The sequence below is a fragment of the Endozoicomonas sp. ALD040 genome, from assembly GCF_049275945.1.
Taxonomy (GTDB): domain Bacteria; phylum Pseudomonadota; class Gammaproteobacteria; order Pseudomonadales; family Endozoicomonadaceae; genus Endozoicomonas_A.
In genome coordinates this window covers 2,870,855-2,894,570 of the sequence record NZ_CP184829.1, presented here as the reverse complement: position 1 = coordinate 2,894,570, position 23,716 = coordinate 2,870,855, and the positions used below count along the sequence as shown (strand labels likewise).

5 protein-coding genes are annotated in these 23,716 nt (G+C 49.0%); all 5 read right to left on the bottom strand.

Annotated elements, in window-relative coordinates:
* Nucleotides 1-42: 42 nt before the first annotated feature.
* The gene (locus ACOJUN_RS10240; protein WP_422136529.1) at nucleotides 43-3,075 is read right to left on the bottom strand and encodes a hypothetical protein; all 3,033 of its coding nucleotides are present in this window, start codon (nucleotides 3,073-3,075) and stop codon (nucleotides 43-45) included.
* A 169-nt stretch (nucleotides 3,076-3,244) separates the two neighbouring features.
* A complete protein-coding gene (locus ACOJUN_RS10235) occupies nucleotides 3,245-8,167 on the bottom strand; it encodes a hypothetical protein (protein WP_422136528.1) in 4,923 nt (1,640 codons plus the stop codon).
* 314 nt (nucleotides 8,168-8,481) lie between these two features.
* A complete protein-coding gene (locus ACOJUN_RS10230; protein ID WP_422136527.1) occupies nucleotides 8,482-13,407 on the bottom strand; it encodes a hypothetical protein in 4,926 nt (1,641 codons plus the stop codon).
* Nucleotides 13,408-13,617: 210 nt separating this feature from the next.
* Nucleotides 13,618-18,525 (bottom strand): hypothetical protein, encoded by a 4,908-nt coding sequence (locus ACOJUN_RS10225; protein ID WP_422136526.1) that lies wholly within the window; start codon nucleotides 18,523-18,525, stop codon nucleotides 13,618-13,620.
* A gap of 220 nt (nucleotides 18,526-18,745) precedes the next feature.
* The gene (locus ACOJUN_RS10220; protein WP_422136525.1) at nucleotides 18,746-23,611 is read right to left on the bottom strand and encodes a hypothetical protein; all 4,866 of its coding nucleotides are present in this window, start codon (nucleotides 23,609-23,611) and stop codon (nucleotides 18,746-18,748) included.
* Between the last annotated feature and the right edge of the window lie 105 nt (nucleotides 23,612-23,716).

The following is a 23,716-nucleotide window of genomic DNA, read 5'->3' as shown; positions in this document are numbered from 1 at the left end:
ACAGATTCAAAAAACAGGCGCACCATAACAGCCAATTCGAACTCAATAATATCTGTTGTCTTCACCCCACTTTCCAAAATATTCCGATAGCAACTGGTCCCACTCATCCTGATTTTTTGTATGTTTACTCATGATAGCGAGATTGATTTCCAGCCAGTATTGCTCGTCATGGCCTTCAGGCAACGAATTAAAAAATTCAATGGTTGTTAAGGGGCTAACGGCAATGTTTTGATGAAGCAAACAGTGTTTGGCTATTCTTAATTGACTCTCTTCTGAGCATTCTTTCCAAAATTGATGAAAATATTCCCGATACACTTTGAGCTGATAATTACAAAAAAAAGCTTTGTAAGCTTCCATTTCAGCCAGAGGCAGGCCATCTATTTGCAGGGATAAGATTGAGTTGTTTTGTATACTTTCGCTACTGCCCTCAGGAATTTCCTTCAAGCAATCATCATGCTCATCCGTACTGTTGGCATTGACGCCAAAGTCTATGTATTTGTCATTGGATTCAGGGAACAGAACAAGGTTCATAACATTTAACATCAACGACAAAACTGATTCCCGGGAAAAGTCATTGTCTTTGAGGCTATTGAGGGGGCATAATTCTTCAAGTGGATTTCCACTCGTACTATTATAATCTCCTTCTTTCAGGAAGGTGGTTCTGAACTCAAAATACACATCTTTGAGATCTTTGATTTGACTATGATAGAACTCCGGATTATTCCGGACAAAATTTATTGCATTGGCAGTACTTTTAAATTCAATGGAGAAAAGTCCATAAATGATTTTATGAAGTTGCTGTGGATAAGTTCTGATAATTTCATCAATATGTTGGGACAGAATATCCCGGCTTAAATCATCCAGCGATGTTGAGAAATAGCATAAATAATCACTCTTCCCCATCACCTCCAGCCAATTTTCCAGATTGAACTCATTGTTCTCATTAACACAGGACTGATACAGGATTCGGGAAATCTGGCATGTACTTTCAAGTACCTCGCCATCCTTACCACCTGGAGTGTAAAACCGAACATTGTCTAATACCGATGATGAAAACCGCTCACCTTCAAAAGAACATCGGGCGAAAAAGCAACTGCCAACAATGGCACTGTTTAACAGCTCTGTATTGAATTTACATTGCTGAAATGTAATGGATGGCAGGATTGTACCCTTCATTGAACAGCCACTGAAATCAATGCTTTTTATACGACTCTTCCTCTTCAGCTCAAAACCATCCAGGGAATCCAGCTTGCCCTCCAACAGTTGTGGGTTTTGTTCAAACAGCAACTGTATGCGCTCTTCGCCACAAGAGCTGACGATACCTTTGATGCCTGGGTGATGCTTACTGTCTTCAGAGGTTAACTCACGGTAGAGGAGTGCCTGAGGGTTCCGCAGTTTATTCAGCAGCAAGGGCATGGAGGAAAAGTCATCCGTTTTCGAGGCGGGCTCTGGTTTTTCAGGACACGGGTAGCGAGTTGCCATCCCGGCATAATCCCAATGGAACATGACCGGCTCCCCTTCCGGGGTTAGTTCAATGCCCTCCCAGGCACTGTTCACCATGCTTTCGTTACCGACAATCACATTAATCAGCAATAATCTGGCCCACTGCTCTGAAGAAAGAGAGCGCAGCGTCGCCTCGCCGCCTTTGAGCTTGCCCTGCCATTGTTCGGGAACGGGACTGACCACATAAAAATGACCCTGCTCCTCATGAACAAAACTCTGAGGGACTGTGATGCCCAGCAGCCCGGCAAGGTTAGCCATTAGCAGCTGGTTGCGGGCGCTTAGCTCACAGCTCGCCGGTTTGACGGAATATACTTGTTGGCTAACGGGGTCGTTGTGAAGCGCCGCTGGCCAGGTGCTATGACATTCTTCCATGGCAGCACTTTTCATGGCACCAGCTTGCGGAGTCAGTTTTGCCAGAGAGAAGGACGATGCCGGTGGTTCTGTCAGCTGTCCGGTATAGGGCGTAATCAACTCCCGAACAACACCGGACTGTTCACCTATGCTAAACAGCTGATAACTAAAGGGCGAAGGATGGTGCTCCCACTGCTTCTTAGTGTTTTCACAGCGGGTGGCGGCACCGATGCTGAAGAAATGTTTGTGGTTTGCTTCACTGTCCTGCAACTTGATCGGACACCAGAGGTCACCCTGCCTGGCAATCACCCGGCAGACCTCTTCGGCCAGCAGGCGCCAGTCTTGCCTCTTGAGATCATCCTGACAGTCAGCAAAACACTCCAGCCGATCCATGTAAAAACATCTTCTGATCCGCATGACTTCCAGCGTATCTGCATCGTGGAGCAGACTGCGCAGGGTTTGTATCGCCTCGGGCAGATGCTCGCAGCCCTTCGGATTATCCTTGTGGCAAATGGCTTCACCACACTGCCAGGCCGGGGACTGATCCACGCAGATGTTGCGCAGATGTTCCCTCAGATTGTCAGCACTGGCCCGCTCCCACTCCAACGTATCGAAACCATCGCCTTCACGGCCAGTATCGTGAAACAGGCAGGTTTTGATCAGCAAGGGTATCATTTGGTCGGGAAATTCCCGCGCCAGGCGATCGCCGTGCAGTTTACGCTGTTGCAACAGGGCTACTGCCCAGATCGCCGCCCGGCAACTGTGCTGGAGACCGTGAACCTCGCGGGCAATGGTCTGGGCAGAAGGTGAGATGTGTGATGGGCGATAAGGCTGAAGCAAGGCCGTTTTTGCTACCTGAGTGGATTCAATCAACGATGGATCAATGACCGGCCAATGGGCTGGTTCAGTTTCGGTTTCGCCTATACTCGGACACTTTTCTACCGGTTCACTGGTCAGCGTTGCCAGTGATGTGCCACTGATTTTCGAAGTAATATCAGCAACGGTTACATTACGTTTATGCCCGGCCTGACAATCAATTTTGATTGCCTGATTCCACTTTTCAGAAGCAGCACCGGGGAGCATGACCTCTTCAAGTTCACTCACTTTCCTGGTGGCAAAGGCGACGCCTTTGTTAACACTATTGTCAGATGAAGGGATACAACCGGCAAAAGATAGCTGTTCTGTTGTTCCACCTACTGTTTTCCTGGGGAGCGAATCCATTTTTTTAGCCCTCACTGCTGTCCTTGTAATAAGTACCTAACCAGTTGGTTTCCTCCATTGTCAGGGCTAAAAATCCAGACGATGCGTAATATGCTCGCAGGCAGGCTGAAAAAGGTGTGGGTGTCCTGGTCACTGGTCATTCATAGGCTCGCAGGCAGGCAATTCGAGCTCAATAAAATTCGTTATTATTAGCCCACCCTCGAAAATATTCCGGAATCAAGCGGTTCCACTCATCCTCATTTTTTGTATGTTTACCCATGTTAGCGAGATAGATTTCCAGCCAATATTGCTCGTCCTGGTCTTTAGACAACAAATCCATAAATTCCTTGGTTGTTATAGGACTAACGGCAATATTTTGATGACGCAAACAGTGTTTGGCTATTGTTAATTGACTCTCTTCTGAGCATTCTTTCCAGAGTCGATGAAAATATTCCCGGCACTCACTAAGGTGTAATTTACAAAAATGAGCTTTGAACTCTCGCATTTTAACCAGAGGCAAGCCGTCTGTTTTCAGGGATAAAATGGAGTTATTTTCTGTACTTTCGCGATTGACCTCAGGAATATCCTTCAAGCAATCGTCATGCTCATCCGCGCTGTTGGTATTACCGCTAAAGTCTATGTATTTATCATTGTATTCAGGGAACAGAACAAGATTAATAACATTTAATATCAATGCCAAAACCGCTTGCCGGGAAGAATCATTGTGTTTCAGGCGATTCTTGGCAAATAATCTTTCCAATGGACTTAATCGCATGTTGACACAACGTACTTCTTTTAGGAAGGTCGCTCTTAAATCAAAATACCAATCTTTGAGATCTTTGATTTTGCAATCACAGAATTCCGGATTATTTTCGATAAAACTTACTGCATTGGCAGTATTTTCAAATTCAAAGAAAAAAAGTACATCAGTAATTTGACAAAGTTTTTTTGGATAAGTGCTTTTAATTTCATTAATATTTTGGGACAGCACATCACTGATTAAATTCTCCAGCGGTGTTGAGTCGTAGTGTAGAAAATCACTTTTTATCATCACATCCAGCCATTGCCCCAGATTGAACTCATTGTTTTGATTAATACACGACTGATATATGATTCGGGAAAGATGGTGTGTACTTTCAAGTACCAGGCCATCCTTACCAGCTGGAGCGTAAAAGCGAACCTTGTCTAATACCAATGATGAAAACCGCTTACCTTCAAAAGAACATTTGCTGAAAAAGCCATAGTCAACTTTGGCACTGTTTAACAACTCTGTATTAAATTTACATTTGTTAAAAAGAGTGGATTTCAGTCTTGTTCCCTCCATTGAACAGCCGCTGAAATCAATCCTTTCTATACGACCCTCACTATTTAACGTAAGACCATCCAGGGAATCCAGCTTGCCCTCCAACAGTTGTGGGTTTTGCTGAAACAGCAACTGTATTTGCTCTTTGCCACAACACTTGACGAGTCCTTTGATGCCTTCGTGATACTCGCTGCCTTCAGAGATTAACTCGTGGTAATAGATTGACCAGGATTCCCGGAAAAGCTGTTCCAGCGGACGTCCATCGGGCCAGTGGCTAAAGCGTTTCTTTAGTGTACCCAACAATTGCCGCTGTCCTTCGAGAGAACTCATCTCAAGCTTGTATAACTCGTCAAGCAGGGACACGGGATTGGAAAAACGAGTCTCTTGTAAACTACTGTGCTCAATCACACTTCGGTAGTCATAGGTCGATCGCGTAATGATTTTTTCATTACGTGTGAAGGCTTCCAAACCAGAAAATTCCTTCCCATAATGCTTTTCATCTCTATAAATTTCTGCATCCATACGACCGAGTGTTTCAGAAGTCAGGCGCAAAGACATGGCCCCACCAGGTTTGTATCTGGACTTATCCTCCAGCCCCTCCATGACTCGGAAAAATATGTATTTTGTGTCGCAATTCATCCTTGTTACCGTATGCATCGCACCGATATCATGGGGTTCCATACCGATCTGACTACGTCTTTCAAAAGAGTTCAGGGCAGCTTCATTTTCCAGGCTGAGCAAAAACTGTTCACTGTTCCGCTCCTCCTCTGCATGAAAGTTTAAATTGTGCCCAAGGCAGAAGTTCCTTGCGGGGTTTGCCGAAATGCCATGGGGAAACCCCGGAAGGAATTGCACCCAACGTCCTGCGCGAATACGAGAGTGGGTGTCCCATTTCAGTTCTTCATCACTGAGATTCAGCAACCGTTTAAGAAACGCTTTTTTGCTGGTGTTTACCGGGGTATTGATATCCGCTGCCACGGCACGGTTCATATTACCAAGGCAGCCGTGGTAGTCGGCCAGGGCGTCCAGCCATATCGCCTCCAGATCACTGGTATCCGGCCGCTCCCCGTCAATGCCCAGCTCTGCCAGCTCCCTGAACAATGCTTCAACCACCGTTTTATTGTGTCCCCCAAAGGTGAGGGTCAGTTGATTTTCATAACTCAGGGCATCAGGCAGGTTCGGAGGTGAAAACAGGATATTGCCCCCTTCACAGACGGTCGATTCAAGTAATACAGCCCGAACCGGTGGGGTGGCCAGCCGGGCTTCCTTCAGTTGTTCCGGACTCAAATAACTGACGCTCTGGCCTGTCAGTTTGGCAAAACCATGGCTGAATTCAGCCAGTTCTACTGTCGCTTCAACCTCTTCGCCAATTCTTGAACTGACTCGTGCAGGAAAGACAGGGACGGGCAGTGGTGTTTTGATGGCTGGCAGTTCTGCAATATACGGTACGTCGGCTTTTGATGATGCCCGGCACTTGTTAGCAATGTCCTGCAGAATCGTCACGGTGTTATCAATGGTATTGTGATCCTTTGCCTGCCATCGTGATTTATTTTTGGCTAACTGCCCGGCCACTCTCTCACAATCATTGGCCAGGCTGGCCAGGTCACTGCGCCAGTCGCGGTAACTGCCTTCCAGGGCATACCTGGAATCATTCAGGGCAAAGTTGGTATATTTAACCCGCATCGCCAGACGGTGCAATCCCCGATCCAGGGCCAGGTTATCAGCCAGTTTATTGCCCGCTTCCTGGGACAACTTCAGGGTCATCCGGGTAATGGGTTGGCCATTGGCATCCAGTAACTGGCTGATACCGATCTGCCCGCCGCAGATATCCCGGCCTTTGACCGGCAGCCAACCACCGCGGATACCCGCCGCCTCTATCGCCTTGTATTCCGCCATAGATACCCGCTCACCTGCCTCCAGACTGTTGGGAAAGCGAGTGGTCAGCCAGGCAATGCGATCATGAATAGTCTGTCGTAACCAGCTGCGGTCACCGGGCAGAAAACCGCTGTGTTCGATGAGCCGGTCCAGGGCCTGCCAGTCAACCTGGCGCAAGATATCTTTCAGGGTATGGCCCAGCAAGTCATCCTCTAATTGCACGAGAATATCGACGCAGGGGTTATAGATCGGCAACGAGTTCATGGAGGGCGCCTGAGGGTCCCGCAGTTTTTGCAGCAGCACGGGCATGGAGGAAAAGTCATCCGTTTTGGGGGCGGGCTCTGGTTTCTCCGGGCACGGGTAGCGAGTTGCCATCCCGGCATAATCCCAGTGAAACATGACCGGCTCCCCTTCCGGGGTCAGTTCAATGCCCTCCCAGGCACTGTTTACCATACTTTCGTTACCGACAATTACATTAATCAGCAATAATCTGGCCCACTGCTCTGGAGACAAAGAGCGCAGCGTCGCCTCGCCGCCTTTGAGCTTGCCCTGCCATTGTTTGGGGAAAGGACTGACCACATAAAAATGATCCTGCTCCTCATGAACAAAACTTTGAGGTACTGTGATGCCCAGCAGCCCGGCAAGGTTAGCCATTAGCAGCTGGTTGCGGGCGCTTAGCTCACAGCTCGCCGCTTTGACGGAATATACTTGTTGGCTGATGGGGTCGGTGTAAAGCCCCGCTGACAAGGTGCAGCTTTGGCATTCTTCCATGGTAGCAGCTTGCGGGGTCAGTTTTGCCAGGGAGAAAGACGATGCCGGTGGTTCTGTCAGCTGTCCGGTATAGGGCGTAATCAACTCCCGGACAACACCGGACTGCTCACCTATGCTAAATAGCTGATAACTGAAGGGCGAAGGGTGGTGCTCCCAATGCTTCTTAGTGTTTTGACACAGGCTGCCGGTACCGATACTGAAGAAATATTCGCAGTTTGCGTCACTGTCCTGCAACTTGATCGGAGACCAGAGGTCACCCTGCCTGGCAATCACCCGGCAGACCTCTTCGGCCAGCTCGCGCCATTCTTGCCTCTGCTGATCATCCTGACAGTCAGCGAAACATTCCAGCCGATTCATGTAAAAGCACCCTCTGACCCGCATAACATCCAGCGTATCGGCGTCATGGAGCAGGCTGCGCAGGGTCTGTATCGTCACGGGCAGATGCTCGCAGCCCTTCGGATTATCCTTGTGGCAAATGGCCTCACCACACTGCCAGGCCAGGGACTGATCCACGCCGATGTTGCGCAGATGTTCCCTAAGTTTGTCAGCACTGGCCCGCTCCCACTCGGGCGTATCGTTCCCATCGCCTTCACGACCCGTATCGTGAAACAGGCAGGTTTTGATCAGCAAGGGTATCATCTGGTCGGGAAATGCCCACGCCAGGGGATCGCCGTGCAATTTACGCTGTTGCAACAGGGCTACTGCCCAGATCGCCGCCCGGCAACTGTGCTGGAGACCATGAACCTCACGGGCAATGGTCCCGGCAGGAGGTGAGATGTGTGATGGGCGATAAGGCTGAAGCAAGGCTGTTTTCGCTACCTGAGTAGATTCAATTAACGATGGATCAATGACCGGCCAATGGGCTGTTTCGGTTGCAGCTATTTTTGGACGCTTTTTTAACGGTTCAATGGTCAGCGCTGCCAGTGATGTGCCACTGATTTTCGAGGTAATCTCAGCAACGGTTACATTACGTTTATGCCCGGCCTGACAATCAATTTTGATTGCCTGATTCCACTTTTCAGAAGCAACATCCGGGCGCATTAGCTTTTCACTTATACTTACTTTTTTGGCAAAAGCGACGCCTGTCTTAGCACTATTGCCAGAGGAACGGATACAACCAGCAAAAGCTGGCTGTTCTGTTGTTTTAATAGGAAGCGGATCCATTTTTTAGTCCTCGCATCTGCCCTTGTTACACCAGTCTGATTAAGACGAACCTGATCGAATGTGATTTTCGACTTTTTATCCAACAATTAGTTCCCTCCATTGTCAGGGCTAAAAATCCAGACGATGCGTAATATGCTCGCAGGCAGGCTGAGAAAGGTGTGGGTGTCCTGGTCATCTGGTCATTCTCAGGAAGGACTGAATGAGTTTGAAACACCGCATTGCAGGCTGGCTGCTGCCCGAGATGACAATCAGATAACTTCGGCTCCAAGCCTGCCGAATGGCAGGAGGTGTTGAGGGGGGCAGGCAATTCGAACTTAATATAATTCGGGGGGGGTGGCCCATTCCCCAAATTCGTCCACCAGCAACGAAGCCCACTCTTTATGAATTTTTATATGTTTTTCCATGTTAGCTCTATAGAGCTTCAGCCAATTTTCCACATCCTGACCTTTACACAACAATGTTATAAATTCCTCGGTTGTTGAAGGGCTAACGGCAACATTTTGATGACGCAAACAGTGTTTGGCTATTGTTAATTGACTCTTTTCTGAGCATTCTTCCCAGAATTGATGAATATAGTCCCGGTACTCTTTAAGGTAACTGTCACATAGCCAAGCCTTGTAATGTCGCATTTCAACCAGAGGCAGGGCATCTTTTTTCAGGGATGAGATTGAATTGTTTTTTGTAGTTTCGCTACTTACCTCAGGAATAGCCTTCAAGCAATGGTCATCCACGCTGTTGGCATTGACGCCAAAGTCTATATATTGATCATTGGATTCCGGGAATAGAATCAGGTTAATAACATTTAACATCAACGCCAAAACCGCTTCCCGGGAAAAGTCACTGGGTTTGACGTAGTAGAGTTTGAATAATTCTTCAAATGGATCACCTTGCAGCCCCCTATAATCTCCTTTTTTCAGGAATAGGGTTCTGAACTCAAAATACAAATCTTTGAGATCTTTGATTTTGCGATCATAGAATTCCCGATTACTCCTGACAAAATTTATTGCATTGGCAGTGTTTTTAAATTCGATGGAAAAAAGCCCATAAAGAATACGACAAAGTTGCTGTGGATACGTTGCGATAATTTCATCAACATTTTGGGACAGAATATCACGACTCAAATCATCCAGCGGTGCTGAGTCCCCGCATAGACAATAGCTTTTGCCCATCAGTTCCAGCCATTGTTGCAGATTGAACTCATTGTTCTCATTAACACACGACTGATACAGGATTCGGGAAAGCTGGTGTGTGCTTTCATATACCAAGCCATCTTGATCATTTTCAACGTGAAAACGGGAATTGTCTAATATTGATGATGAAAACCGCTTACCTTCAAAAGAACATTTGGTGAAAAAGCCGTTCTCAATGGTGGCATTATTTAATAGCTCTGTCTTGAATTTACACCCCTCAAATGAAACGGATTGCAACACTGTGCCATTCATTGAACAGCCTCTGAAATCAATCCCTTTTATATTAAACCCACCCTTCAGCTTAAGACCATCCAGGGAATCCAGCTTGCCCTTCAACAGTTGTGGGTTTTGCTCAATCAGCGACTGAATGCCCTTTTCACCACAAACCTTGACGAGACTTTTGATGCTTTTGTCAAACTGGCTGCCTTCACAGATTATCTCATGGTAAAGGACTGACCAGGATTGCCGAAAAAGCTGTTCCAGCGGGCGCCCATCAGGCCAGTGGCTAAAGCGTCTCTTCAAAATAGACAACAATTGCCGCTGACTTTCGCTAGAGCTGATATCAAGCAGGTTCAACTCGTCAAACAAGGACAGAGGGTTGGAAAAACGAGTCTCCTGTGGATTAGCCGAATTATTGTGCTTAATCAAACTCTGGTAGTCACAGGTTGACTGCTTAATGATTTTCTCATTACGAGCAAAGGCGTCCAAACCAAGGGCCTTATTAAACTGACATTGATTATCATAAATTTCTGCATCCATACGGCCGAGTGTTTCAGAAGTCAATTTCATACACATGATCCCATTTTCATAAACCCGCCCTGAATAATCCGCCAGCTCCGCGTCCTCGATGATTCGGGTAAATGCATATCCGGTGTCGCATTTCATCCTGCGCAACGAAGCCCTGGGATTGATATGCCAGGTAGGTTCCATCCCGATCTGAGTACGTCGTTCAAAGGAGCTCAGGGTAGCGTCATTACTCAGGCTATCGATCATAAATCGTTCTTCGCTCCCTTCCCGATCTGCACAAAATTGTATATCGTGCGCGGGGCAGAACTTTCTGTCGGGGGTTGCCGAAATGCCTTGGGGCGAGCCCGGACGTAGTTGAACCCAACGTCCTGCGCGAATACGAGAATGGATTTCCCAATCAAGCAATTCTTCGTCACTGAAGTTCAGCACTTCTTTAAGAAAGGCTTTTTTGCCGATGTTTACCGGCGTATTGAGATCGGCTGCCACGGCAAGGTTCATATCACCAAGGCAGCCGTGGCAGTCAGCCAGGGCGTCCAGCCATTGCTCCTCCAGGTCGGTGGTATCTGGCCGCTCTCCGTCGATGCCCAGCCCTGCCAGTTCCCTGAACAATGCTTCAACCACTGTTTTACTGTGTCCCGCAAAGGTGAGGGTCAGTTGATTTTCAAAGCTCAGGGCTTCTGGCAGGTTCGGAGGAGAAAACAGAATACTGCCGCCTTCACAGACGACCGATTCGAGTTCAACGGCTCGTACCGGTGAGGCACTCAGGCGGTTAACCTTCAGTTGTTCCGGACTCAAATAACTGACCTTCTGGCCTGTCAATTTGGCAAAACCGTGGCTGAATTCAGCCAGCTCTACTTTTGCTTCAACTTCTTCGCCGATTCTTGAACTGACTCGTGCAGGAAAGACAGGGGCGGGCAATGGCGTTTTAATGACTGGCAGTTTTGCAATGGACGGCAGGTCGGCGGCTAATGACGCCCGGCACTTGTTTGCAATGTCCTGCAGAATCGTCACGGTATTATCAATAGTATCCTGATCCTTTTCGTGCCATCGTGTTTTATCTCCGGTTAACTGCTCCGCCATGCCGTCACAGTCATTGGCCAAGCTGGTCAGGTCACTGCGCCAGTCTCGGTAACGTCTGTTCAGGGCAGAGTTGGTATATCTAACCCGGCTGGCCAGACGGTGCAATCCCCGTTCCAGGGCCAGGTTATCAGCCAGTTTATTGCCCGCTTCCCGGGACAACTTGAGGGTCATCCGGGTGATGGGTTGGCCATTGGCATCCAGTAACTGGCTGATACCGATCTGCCCGCCACGGATATCCCGGCCTTTGACCGGCAGCCAACCGCCACGGATACCCGCCGCCTCTATCGCCTTGTATTCCGCCATGGATACTCTCTCACCTGCTTCCAGACTGTTGGGAAAGCGGGTGGTCAGCCAGGCAATACGATCATGAATAGTCTGCCGTAACCAGCTGCGGTCACCGGGCAGAAAACCACTGTTTTCGATCTGCCGGTCCAGCGCCTGCCAGTCAACCTGCCGCAGGATATCTTTCAGGGTATGGCCCAGTAAGTCATCCTCTAATTCTGAAAGAATATCGACGCAGGGGTTATAAATCGGCAACGAGTTCATGGGGGGCGCCTGAGGGTTCCTCAGTTTATGCAGCAGCAAGGGCATGGAGGAAAAGTCATCCGTTTTCGAGGCGGGCTCTGGTTTTTCAGGACATGGGTAGCGAGTCGCCATCCCGGCATAATCCCAGTGGAACATGACCGGCTCTCCTTCCGGGGTCAGTTCAATGCCCTCCCAGGCACTGTTGACCATATTTTCGTTACCGACAATCACATTGACCAGCAATAATCTGGCCCACTGCTCTTGAGACAGAGAACGCAGTATTGCCTCCCCGCCTTTGAGCTCGCCCTGCCATTGTATGGGGACAGAACTGACTACATAAAAATGACCCTCTTCTTCATGGACAAAGCTCTCAGGTATTGTGATGCCGAGTAGCCCGGCAAGTTTAGCCATCAGCAGCTGGTTGCGGGCACTTAGCTCACAGCTCGCCGGTTTGATGGCATAAACCTGTTGGCTAACGGGGTCGTTGTAAAGCCCCGCCGGCCAGGTGCTCTGGCATTCTTCCATGGCAGCAGCTTGCGGGGTCAGTTTTGCCAGAGAGAAGGACGATTCCTGTGGTTCTGCCAGCTGCCCCGTATAAGGCGTAATCAACTCCCGAACAACACCGGACTGCTCACCTATGCTAAAGAGCTGATAACTGAAGGGCGAAGGGTGGTGCTCCCACTGCTTTTTGGTGTTTTCACACAGGCTGGCGTCACCGATGCTGAAGAAATGTTCGCAGCTTGCGTCACTGTCCTGCAACTTGATCGGATACCAGAGGTCCCCCTGCCTGGCAATCACCCGGCAGACCTCTTCGGCCAGCTCGCGCCATTCTTGCCTCTGCTGATCATCCTGACAGTCAGAAAAACACTCCAGCCGATCCATGTAAAAGCTTCCTCTGACCCGCATAACATCGAGCGTATCGGCGTCATGGAGCAGACTGCGCAGGGTCTGTATCGCCTCGGGCAGATGCTCGCAGCCCTTCGGATTATCCTTGTGGCAAATGGCTTCACCACACTGCCAGGCCAGAGACTGATCCACGCCAAAGTTGCGCAGGTGTTCCCTCAGGTTGTCAGCACTGGCCCGCTCCCACTCCGGCGTATCGTTCCCATCGCCTTCACGACCCGTATCGTGAAAAAGGCAGGCTTTAATCAGCAGGGGTATCATGTCGTCGGGAAATGCCCGCGCCAGACGATCGCCGTGCAGTTTACGCTGTTGTAACAGAGCTACTGCCCAGATTGCCGTTCGGCAACTGTGCTGGAGACCGTGAACCTGGCGGGCAATGGTCTGGGCAGAAGGTGAGATGTTTGATGGGCGATAAGGCTGAAGCAAGGCCGTTTTCGCTACCTGAGTGGATTCAATCAACGATGGATCAATGACCGGCCAATGGGCTGTTTCGGTTGCAGCTATTTTCGGACGCTTTTTTAGCGGTTCAATGGTCAGCGTTTCCAGCCCTGTCTCAATTATTTTTGGGGGAATATCAGTGGCGGCTACTTCCTGCCCGACATTTCGCATGCAATGAATATTGGCTGCCTCATCCCGCTTTGCAGAAGCAACATCCGTGGGCATTAACTCTCTACTTATACTCACTTTTCTGGCAAAAGCGGTGCCTGTCTTATCAATATTTTCAGATAAACTTGAGCCGGCAAAAGGCGTCTCTTCTCTTGTTCCACCTACTGTTTTACCGAGGAGCGAATCCATTTTTTTAGCCCTCACTACTGTCCTTGTAATATTGACCTTCTTGAGTCAAACCGAATCCATTGAAACTTGGACAGTTTATCCAGTCAGTTAGTTCCATCCATTCTGTGAAGACTGGGCAAAACTGTGAGATTGGCTCCATACCTGCCGAATCACAACATCACCTTGTCTATTGTTAAAAGTGCCTCACTGAGGAGGGCAGGCAACTCGAACTTAATAAAATTTGGTGGATCTGCCCCATTCGCCAAATTCTTCAACAAGCAACGGAATCAACTCACTCTGAATTTCTACATGTTTTCCGATGTTAGCGAAATGGATGTTGCGCCAATTTTCCTCGCCGTGTTCTTTAGATAACAAATTAAAAAATGCCCCGGTTGTTTTGGGGCTAACGGCAACATTTTGATGACGCAAACAGTGTTTGGCTATTGTTAATTGACTCTCCTCTGAGCATTCTTCCCAGAATTGATGAATATAGTTCCGGTACTCTTGAAGGCGAAATTTGCAAAGACGAACTTTGTAACGTTGCATTTCAACCAGAGGCAGGTCATCTGTGTTACTTTGTGCACTTGTGCTACTTACCTCTGGAATGGCCTTCAGGCAATAGTCATGCACATCGGCACTATTGGTATTGACGCCAAAGTCTATGTACTGATCATTGGATTCAGGAAACAGAACAAGATTAATAACATTTAACATCAACGCCAAAACCGCTTCACGGGAATAATCACTGCGTTTGACGCTATAGAGTTTAAATAATTTATCAAATGGAGTCCCTGATTCACCCAGATATTTTCCTTCTTTCAGGAAGTTGGTTCTGAACTCAAAATACAAGTCTTTGAGATCTTTGATTTTGAGATCATAGAATTTCGGATTATTATTGGCAAAATTTATTGCATTGGCAGTACTTTTAAATTTAATGGAAAAAAGTCCATTAATAATTTTACAAAGTTGCTTTGGATAAGTGTTTTTAATTTCTTCAATGTGTTGGGACAGAATATCCCGGCTTAGATCATCCAGCGGTGTTGAGCCGAAGCGTAGAAAATCACTTTTTCCCATCACCTCCAGCCATTGTTCCAGATTAAACTCATTGTTCTCATTAATGCACGACTGATACAGGATTTGGGAAAGATGACGTGTACTTTCATAGATCACGCCATCCTCATAACCTTCAGAGTGAAAATGGGCATTGTCTAATAGCGATGATGTAAACCGCTGACCTTCAAAAAAACATCCCTTGAAAGAACCTTTTTCAACAGTAGCACTGCTTAACAACTCTATATTGAACTTACACTCCTCAAATGAAACAGATTGCAACACTGTGCCGTTCATTGAACAGCCCCTGAAATCAATCCTTTTTATATGAGCCCCACCATTCAGCTTAAGACCATCCAGGGAATCCAGCTTGCCCTCCAACAATTGTGGGTTTTGCTCAAACAGCAACTGTATGCCCTCTTCACCACAAACCTTGACGAGACTTTTGATGCCTTTGTCAAACTGGCTGCCTTTACAGGTTATCTCAAGGTAAAGGATTGACCAGGATTGCGGAAAAAGCTGTTCCAGTGGGCGCCCGTCGGGCCAGTGGCTAAAGCGTTTCTTTAGCCTGCGCAACAATGCCTGACCTTCGGGAGAACCCATCTCAAGCAGTTTCAACTCGTCAGACAAGGACACAGGATTGGAAAAACGGATCTCTTGTAAATCACTGTGCTGAATCACACTTTGGTAGTCACCTGCTGACTGCGTAATGATTTTATCATTACGGGCAAAGGCGTCCGAACCAAAGAATCCCGACGCAATTTGGCTTTGGTTGTTATAAATTTGTGCATCCAGACGGCCGAATGTTGCAGAATCCAGGCGCATACACATGACCCCACCTCTACTTTTACTTTGCCTGGAATTAGTCGCCAGCTCCTCCATGACTCGCGAAAATGCATATTCGGCATCGCATTTCATCCTGCGTGCCGAAACATTCCCGGTTGGATCTATCCCGATCTGGGTACGTCGTTCAAAGGAACTCAGGGTCGCTTCATTTTCCAGACTCTCGACCACAAACTTTCCACTGCTGCTTTGCTGCAATGCAGAATAGTTTAGATCGTGCGCGGGGCAGAACTTCCTGGCAGGGTTTGCCTCAATACCATGGGGCAACCCCGGGCGATAATGCACCAGACGTCCTGCGCGAATACGACAATGGATTTCCCAAACCAGTTCTTCGTCACTGAGGTTCAGAAGCTCTTTAAGAAATTTCTTTTTGCGGGTGTTTACCGGAGTATTGATCTTCGCTGCCACGTCAAGGTTCATATCACCAAGGCAACCGTGGTAGTCGGCCAGTGCGTCCAGCCATTGCTCTTCCAGGTCAGGGATATCTGGTCGCTCCCCACCAATGCCCAGCTCTGCCAGTTCCCTGAACAATGCTTCAACCACCGCTTTAGTGTGTCCCGGAAAAGTGAGGATCAATTGATTTTCAAAGCTCAGGGCTTCAGGCAGGTTCGGAGGAGAAAACAGAATACTGCCGCCTTCACAGACGGCCGATTCGAGTTCAACTGACCGAACCGGTGGGGCGATCAGGTTGGCATGATCCATTTGTTCCTGACTCAAATAACTGACGCTCTGGCCTGTCAGTTTGGCAAAACCGCGGCTGAATTCAGCCAGCTGTACTTTCGCTACATCGTTTTTGCCGGTTCTTGAACTGATTCGTGCAGGCAAGGACGTGAAAGGCAGTGGAGTGTCGATGGTTGGCAGTTTTGCAATGGAGGGCACGTCGGCAGCTAACGATGCCCGACACTTTTTAACAATGTCCCGCAAAATCATCACGGTATTATCAATGGCGTAGTGATCCTTTTCGTACCATCGTGTTTTATCTTTGGTTAACTGCTCGGCCATTCCCTCACAGTCGTTGGCCAGGCTGGCCAGGTCACTGCGCCAGTCACGGTAATCGTGGTTCGGGAGGTTTTTGGAATTATTCAAGGCAAAGTTGGCATATTGAACCCGGATGGCCAGACGGTGCAATCCCCTTTCCAGAGCCAGGTTATCTGACAGTTTATTGCCCGCTTCCCGGGACAACTTGAGGAACATCCGGGTGATGGGTTGGTCATTGGCATCCAGTAACTGGCTAATACCGATCTGCCCGCCCCGGACATCACGGCCTTTAACCGGCAGCCAACCGCCACGGATACCCGCTGCCTCTATCGCCTTGTATTCCGCCATGGATACCCGCTCACCCGTCTCAAGGCTGTTGGGAAAGCGAGTGGTCAGCCAGGCAATACGATCGTGAATAGTCCGCCGTAACCAGCTGCGGTCACCGGGCAGAAAACCGCTGTGTTCGATCAGCCGGTCCAGGGCCTGCCAGTCAACCTGGCGCAAGATATCTTTCAGGGTATGGCCCAGCAAGTCATCATCCAATTGCGCGAGAATATCGACGCAGGGGTTGTGGATCGGGAACGAGTTCATGGGGGGAGCCTTGGGGTCCCGCAGTTTATTCAGCAGCACCGGCATGGAGGAAAAGTCATCCGTTTTGGAGGCAGGTTCTGGCTTCTCGGGACAGGGGTAGCGAGTCGCCAGCCCGGCAAAGTCCCAGTGGAACATCACCGGCTCCCCTTCCGGGGTCAGTTCAATGCCCTCCCAGGCACTGTTAACCATATTTTCATTACCAACAATCACATTAATCAGCAATAATCTGGCCCACTGCTCTGGAGACAAAGAGCGCAGGGTCTCCTCCCCACCTTTGAGCTTACCCTGCCATTCCCCGGGGACACGACTGACCACATAAAAATGACCCTCTTCCTGATGGACAAAGCTCTGAGGTACTGTGATGCCCAGCAGTCCGGCGAGGTTGGCCATCAGTAACTGGTTGCGGGCACTTAGCTCACAGCTCGTCGGTTTGATGGAATAAACCTGTTGGTTAATGGGATCCTTGTACAGCCCCGTTGGCCAGCTGCCCGAGCAGTCTTTTATGGCAGTAGTTTGGGGGTTCAGTTGTGCCAGTGAGAAAGACGATGCCGATGGTTCTGCCAGCTGTCCGGTATAAGGCGTAATCAGCCCCCGGACAACATTGGACTGCTTGGCTATGCTGAAGAGCTGATAACTGAAGGGCGAAGGATGGTGCTCCCACTGCTTTTTGGTGCTCTCGCACTGGCTGTCGGCACCAATGAAGAAGAAATGTTCGCGGTTTGCAGGACTGTCATGCAAGGTTATCGGATAAAAGAGGTCACCCTGCCCGGCAATCACCTTACAGACCTCTTTGGCCAGCGAGCGCCACTCTTCCCTCTGGTGATCATCCCGACAGGTAGCAAAACACTCCAGCCGGTCCATGTAAAAGCATCCTCTGACTCGCATAACATCGAGCGTATCCGCATCATGGAGCAGGCTGCGCAGGGTCTGTATTGCTTCTGGCAGATGTTTGCAGCCCTTCGGGTTATCCTTGTGGCAAATCGCTTCACCACATTGCCAGGCCAGGGACTGTTCCATGCCACAGTTGCGCAGGTGTTCCCTCAGGTTGTCAGCACTGGCCCGCTCCCACTCCAGCGTATCGCGCCCATCGCCTTCACGACCAGTGTCGTGAAACAGGCAGGCTTTAATCAGCAGGGGGACCATGTGGTCGGGAAATGCTCGCGCCAGGCGATCGCCGTGCAATTTACGCTGTTGCAACAGGGCTACTGCCCAGATTGCCGTCCGGCAACTGTGCTGGACACCATGAACGGGGCGGGCAATAGCCTGTGCATGAGGCACGATAATGTTAGGACAATAATGCTGAAGCAAGGCCGATTTCGCTACCTGAGTGGATTCGATCAACGATGGATCAATGACCGGCAAATGGGCTGTTTCGGTTGCAGCTATTTTCGGACGCTTTTTTACCGGTTCAATGGTCAGCGTTTCCAGACCTGTCGCAATTATTTTCGGGGGAATATCAGTAGCGGCCAGCTTGTGCGCGGTCTTGCGCCGGAAATCATTATTGTCCGCGTCAAACCAGTTTGCAGAAGCAACATCCGTGGGCATTAACTCTCCACTTATACTCACTTTTCTGGCAAAAGCGCTGCCTGTCTTATCAATATTTTCAGATAACCTTGAGTCTTCAAAAGGCGCCTGTTCTCTTGTTCCATCTACTGTGTAACCGGGGAGCGAATCCATTTTTTTAGCCCTCACTACTGTCCTTGTAATACTGACCATTTTTGAGTCAAACCGAATCCATTAAAGCTTGGACAGTTTATCCAGTCAGTTAGTTCCATCCATTCTGTGAAGACTGGGCAAAACTATAAGATTGGCTCCTGGGAGCCTGTTGTCTATTGGCAAAAGTGCAACATTGGGTAAGGCAGGCAATTCGAACTCAATAATAACTGTTGCCTTTACCCTACTTTCCAAAATATTTCTTAAGCAAGAGGTCCCACTCTTTCTTATTTTTTTTATGTTTTCTCATGTTAGCGGTATAGATTTCCTGCCAATTTTCCTCGCCATCTTCTTTAGACAACAAATTTAAAAATTCTCTGGTTGTTGAGGGGCTAACGGCAACATTTTGATGGCGCAAACAGTGTCTGGCTATTGTTAATTGACTCTTCTCTGAGCATTGTTCCCAGAATTTATGAATATAGTTCCGATACTCTTTGAGGCTAAGGTAACAAAGATGAGCTTTGTAACCTTGCATTTTAACCAAAGGCAGATCATCCATGTTGCTTTGTGTACTTTCACTACTTACCTCAGGAATGGCCTTCAGGCAATGGTCATCCGCGCTGTTGGCATTGACGCCAAAGTCTATGTATTGACCACTGGATTCCGGGAATAGAACAAGGTTAATAACATTTAACATCAACGCCAAAACCGCTTCCCGGGAAAAATCATTGTGTTCGAGGATATAGGGGGCGCATAATTCATCAAATGGATCACCTGACGAGTTCTTATAATCTCCTTCTTTCAGGAAGATGGTTCTGAATTCAAAATACAAATCTTTGAGATCTTTGATTGGGCGTTGATAGAATTCCGGATTACTCGAGACAAAATTTATTGCATTGGTAGAACTTTTAAATTTAATGGAGAAAAGTGCATAAATAATTTCACAAAGTTGCTGTGGATATGTTTTTTTAATTTCATCAATATGTTGGGACAGAATATCCCGGCTTAACTCATCCAGCGGTGTTGAGTGACCGCGTAGACAGTCACTTTCCCCCATAACCTCCAGCCATTGTTTCAGATTGAACTCATTGTTCTGATTAACACACGACTCATACAGGATTCTGGAAAGCTTCCGTGTACTTTCATACACCAGGCCTTCTATATCCCTTTCAGGGACAAAACGAACATTGTCCAATAGCGAGGATAAAAGCCGCTTGCCTTCAAAAGAACATTCGCTGAAAAAGCCATTTTCGACAGTAGCGCTGTTTAACAGCTCTGTATTGAATTTGCATTTCTGAAATACAACGGATTGCAGAACTGTACCCTCCATTGAACAGCGACTGAAATCCATCCCTTTAAAAGTATGCTGGATCCCGTCCAGCTTAATACCATCCAGGGAATCCAGCTTGCCCTCCAAGAGATGTGGATTTTGCTCAAACAGCCACTGTCTGTACTCTTCACCACAACACTTGACGAGACCTTCGATCTCTTCGGCAACTTTGCTCTCTTTGCGGGTTGACTGATGGGAACAGGGCTGCTGAAAAAGCTGTTCCAGCGGGCGCCCGTCGGGCCAGTGGCTGAAGCGTTGCTTTAGTGTACCGAACAGTTGCCGCTGTTTTTCGGGAGAACTGATCTCAATTCTGTTCAACTCGTCAAGCAAAGATAAAGGGTTGGAAAAACGAGCTTCCTGTGACTTATCGTGCTGAATCACACTTCTGTAGTCATCAGTTGATTGCGCAATGATTTTCTCATTACGGGCGAAAGCCTCCAAACCGAAGAAATCCCCAAAACATTGGCCGTCATCTCTATAAATTTGTGCATCCGTACGGCCCAGTGTTGCAGAAGTGAAACGCATGTGCATGGCCCTGCCATTTATAGACTTGGAATTATCCGCCAGCTCCTCCATGATTCGGGAAAATGTATATTCAGTGTCGCAGTTCATCCTGCGCGCCGAAGCCTTGGCAGCAATATGCCAAAGCGGTTTTATCCCGATCTGAGTTCGTCGTTCAAAGGAGTTCAGAGCCGCTTCATTTCTCAGGCTGGTCACAATCTGTTCACTTTTCTGTTGCTGCTGCGCACAAAAGTCTAACTCGTGCCCGGGGCAGAACTGCCTGACGGGATTGACCTCAATACCATGGGGCAGCCCCGGGCGGTAATACACCAGACGTCCCGCGCGAATACGATAATGGATTTCCCAATCGAGCAATTCTTCGTCACTGAAATTCAGTAATTCTCTAATAAAGGCTTTTTTGCCGGTGTTTACCGGGGTATTGATATCCGCTGCCACGGCAAGATTCATATCACCCAGACAGCCATGGTAGTCGGCCAGGGCGTCCAGCCATTGCTCCTCCAGATCAAGGATATCTGGTCGCTCCCCACCAATACCCAGCTCTGCCAGTTCCCTGAACAATGCTTCAACCACCGTTTTACTGTGTCCCCCAAAGGTGAGGGTCAGTTGATTTTCAAAACTCAGGGCTCGAGGCAGGCTTGGGGGAGAAAACAGAATACTGCCGCCTTCACAGACGGCCGATTCGAGTTCTACTGCCCGAACCGGTGGGGCGCGGAGGTGGGCAGCCTTCAGTTGTTGCGGGCTCAAATAACCGACGCTCCGGCCTGTCAATTTGGCAAAACCGTGGCTGAATTCAGCCAGTTGCACTTTCGCTTCAACGTCTTTACCGGTTCTTGAACTCACTCTTGCAGGCAAGACCGGGGCAGGCAGAGGCGTTTTGATGGCTGGCAGTTCTGCAATAAACGGCACATTGGTAGCTAACGATGCCCGGCATTTGCTAACAATGTCCTGCAGAATGATCACAGTCTTATTAATGGTCTTGCGATCCTTTGCGTGCCATCGTGTTTTATCTCTGGTTAACTGTTCCGCCATGTCGGCACAGTCATTGGCCAGGCTGGTCAGGTCACTGCGCCAGTCGCGGTAATGGTCGTTCGGGGCGTGCCTGGGATTATTCAGGGCAAAGTTGGTATATTTAACTCGGCTGGCCAGACGGTGCAATCCCCGTTCCAGGGCCAGGTTGTCAGCCAGTTTATTGCCCGCTTCCCGGGACAACTTGAGGGTCATCCGGGTGATGGGTTGGCCATTGGCATCCAGTAACTGGCTGATACCGATCTGCCCGCCCCGTATATCCCGGCCTTTGACTGGCAGCCAACCGCCACGGATACCCGCCGCCTCTATCGCCTTGTATTCCGCCATGGATACCCGCTCACCCGCTTCCAGGCTGTTGGGAAAGCGGGTGGTCAGCCAGGCAATACGATCATGAATAGTCTGCCGTAACCAGCTGCGGTCACCGGGCAGAAAACCGCTGTGTTCGATCTGCCGGTCCAGGGCCTGCCAGTCAATCTGCCGCAAGATATCCTTCAAGGTATGGCCCAGTAAGTCATCCTCTAATTGTGCAAGAATATCGACGCAAGGGTTGTAGATTGGCAACGAGTTCATGGAAGGTGCCTGAGGGTTTCTCAGTTTTTGCAGCAGCAAGGGCATGGAAGAAAAGTCATCCGGTTTGGGGTCAGGCTCTGGTTTCTCCTGACACGGGTAGCGGGTCGCCATCCCGGCATAATCCCAGTGGAACATGACCGGCTCTCCTTCCGGGGTCAGCTCAATGCCTTCCCAGGCACTGTTCACCATATTTTCATTACCGACAATGACATTAATCAGCATTAATCTGGCCCACTGCTCTGGAGCCATAGAGCGCAGCGTCGCCTCCCCGCCTTTGAGCTTGCCCTGCCATTCCCCGGGGACAGAACTGACCACATAAAAATGGCCCTGCTCTTCATGGACAAAGCTTTGAGGAACTGTAATGCCCAGCAGCCCGGCAAGGTTAGCCATCAGCAGCTGGTTGCGGGCGCTAAGCTCACAGCTCGCCGGTTTGATGAAATACACCTGTTGGTCAACGGGGTCGCTGTAAAGCCCCGCTGGCCAGCTGTTCTGACATTCCGTATAGATAGCAGGCAGGTTCAGTTTTGCCAGGGAGAATGATGATTTCGATGGTTCTGCCAGCTGTCCGGTATAAGGCGCAATCAGCCCCCGGACAACAGCGGACTGTTTACCTACGCTAAAGAGCTGATAACTGAAGGGAGAAGGGTGATGCTCCCACTGCTTTTTAGTTTTTTCGCACCGGCTGGCGTCACCGATACTGAAGAAATGCTCGCGGTCTGTGGGTCTGTCCTGCAATCTAATCGGGTACCAGAGGTCACCCTGCCTGACAATCACCTGGCAGACCTCTTCGGCCAGCAGGCGCCAGTCTTGCCTCTGATAGTCATCCCCAGAGGCAGCGAAACATTCCAGCCGATCCATGTAAAAGAAGTCTCTGACCCGCATAACATCCAGCGTATCTGCGTCATGGAGCAGACTGCGCAGGGTCTGTATGGCTTCTGGCAGATGCTGGCAGCCCTCTGGATTATCCTTGTGGCAAATGGCTTCACCGCACTGCCAGGCCAGGGACTGATCCACGCCGCAGTTACGCAGGTGTTCCCTAAGGTTGTCAGCACTGGCGCGCTCCCACTCCAGCGTATCGTCTCCATCGCCTTCTCGACCCGTATCGTGAAACAGGCAGACTTTAATCAGCAGGGGTATCATTTGGTCGGGAAATTCCCGCGCCAGGCGATCGCCGTGCAGTTTACGCTGTTGCAACAGGGCTACTGCCCAGATTGCCGTCCGGCAACTGTGCTGGACACCATGAACCTTGCGGGCAATTGCCTGTGCAGGAGGCGCGATGCTGTCAGGAGAATAAGGCTGAAGCAAGGCCGTTTTCGCTATCTGGGTGGATTCAATCAACGATGGATCAATGACCGGCCAATGGGCTGTTTCGGTTGCAGCTATTTTCGGACGTTTTACCGGTTCAATGGTCAGCGTTTCCAGACCTGTCTCTATTGTTTTCGGGAGAATATCAGTAGCGGCCCGTTTGTGCCCGATCTTGTGCGAGAAATCATTATTGTCTGCGTCAACCCACTTTGCAGAAGCCACATCTGTGGGCATTAACTCTTCACTTATACTCACTTTTCTGGCAAAAGCGCTGCCTGTCTTATCAATATTTTCAGATAACCTTGAGTCTTCAAAAGGCGCCCGTACTTTTCCTGCGTTGATAGGGAGCAAATCCATTTTTTTAGCCCTCACTACTGTCCTTGTAATTCTGAACTTTTGGAGTCAAACCGAATCCATTACAGTTTTGACAGTTTATCCAGTCAGTTAGTTCCATCCATTCTG

Bases quoted from the DNA above. Each gene is read 5' to 3' on its own strand.
- ACOJUN_RS10225 (WP_422136526.1), bottom strand. From the start codon at position 18,525: ATGGATTCGCTCCCCGGTTACACAGTAGATGGAACAAGAGAACAGGCG.
- ACOJUN_RS10240 (WP_422136529.1), bottom strand. From the start codon at position 3,075: ATGGATTCGCTCCCCAGGAAAACAGTAGGTGGAACAACAGAACAGCTA.
- ACOJUN_RS10235 (WP_422136528.1), bottom strand. From the start codon at position 8,167: ATGGATCCGCTTCCTATTAAAACAACAGAACAGCCAGCTTTTGCTGGT.
- ACOJUN_RS10220 (WP_422136525.1), bottom strand. From the start codon at position 23,611: ATGGATTTGCTCCCTATCAACGCAGGAAAAGTACGGGCGCCTTTTGAA.
- ACOJUN_RS10230 (WP_422136527.1), bottom strand. From the start codon at position 13,407: ATGGATTCGCTCCTCGGTAAAACAGTAGGTGGAACAAGAGAAGAGACG.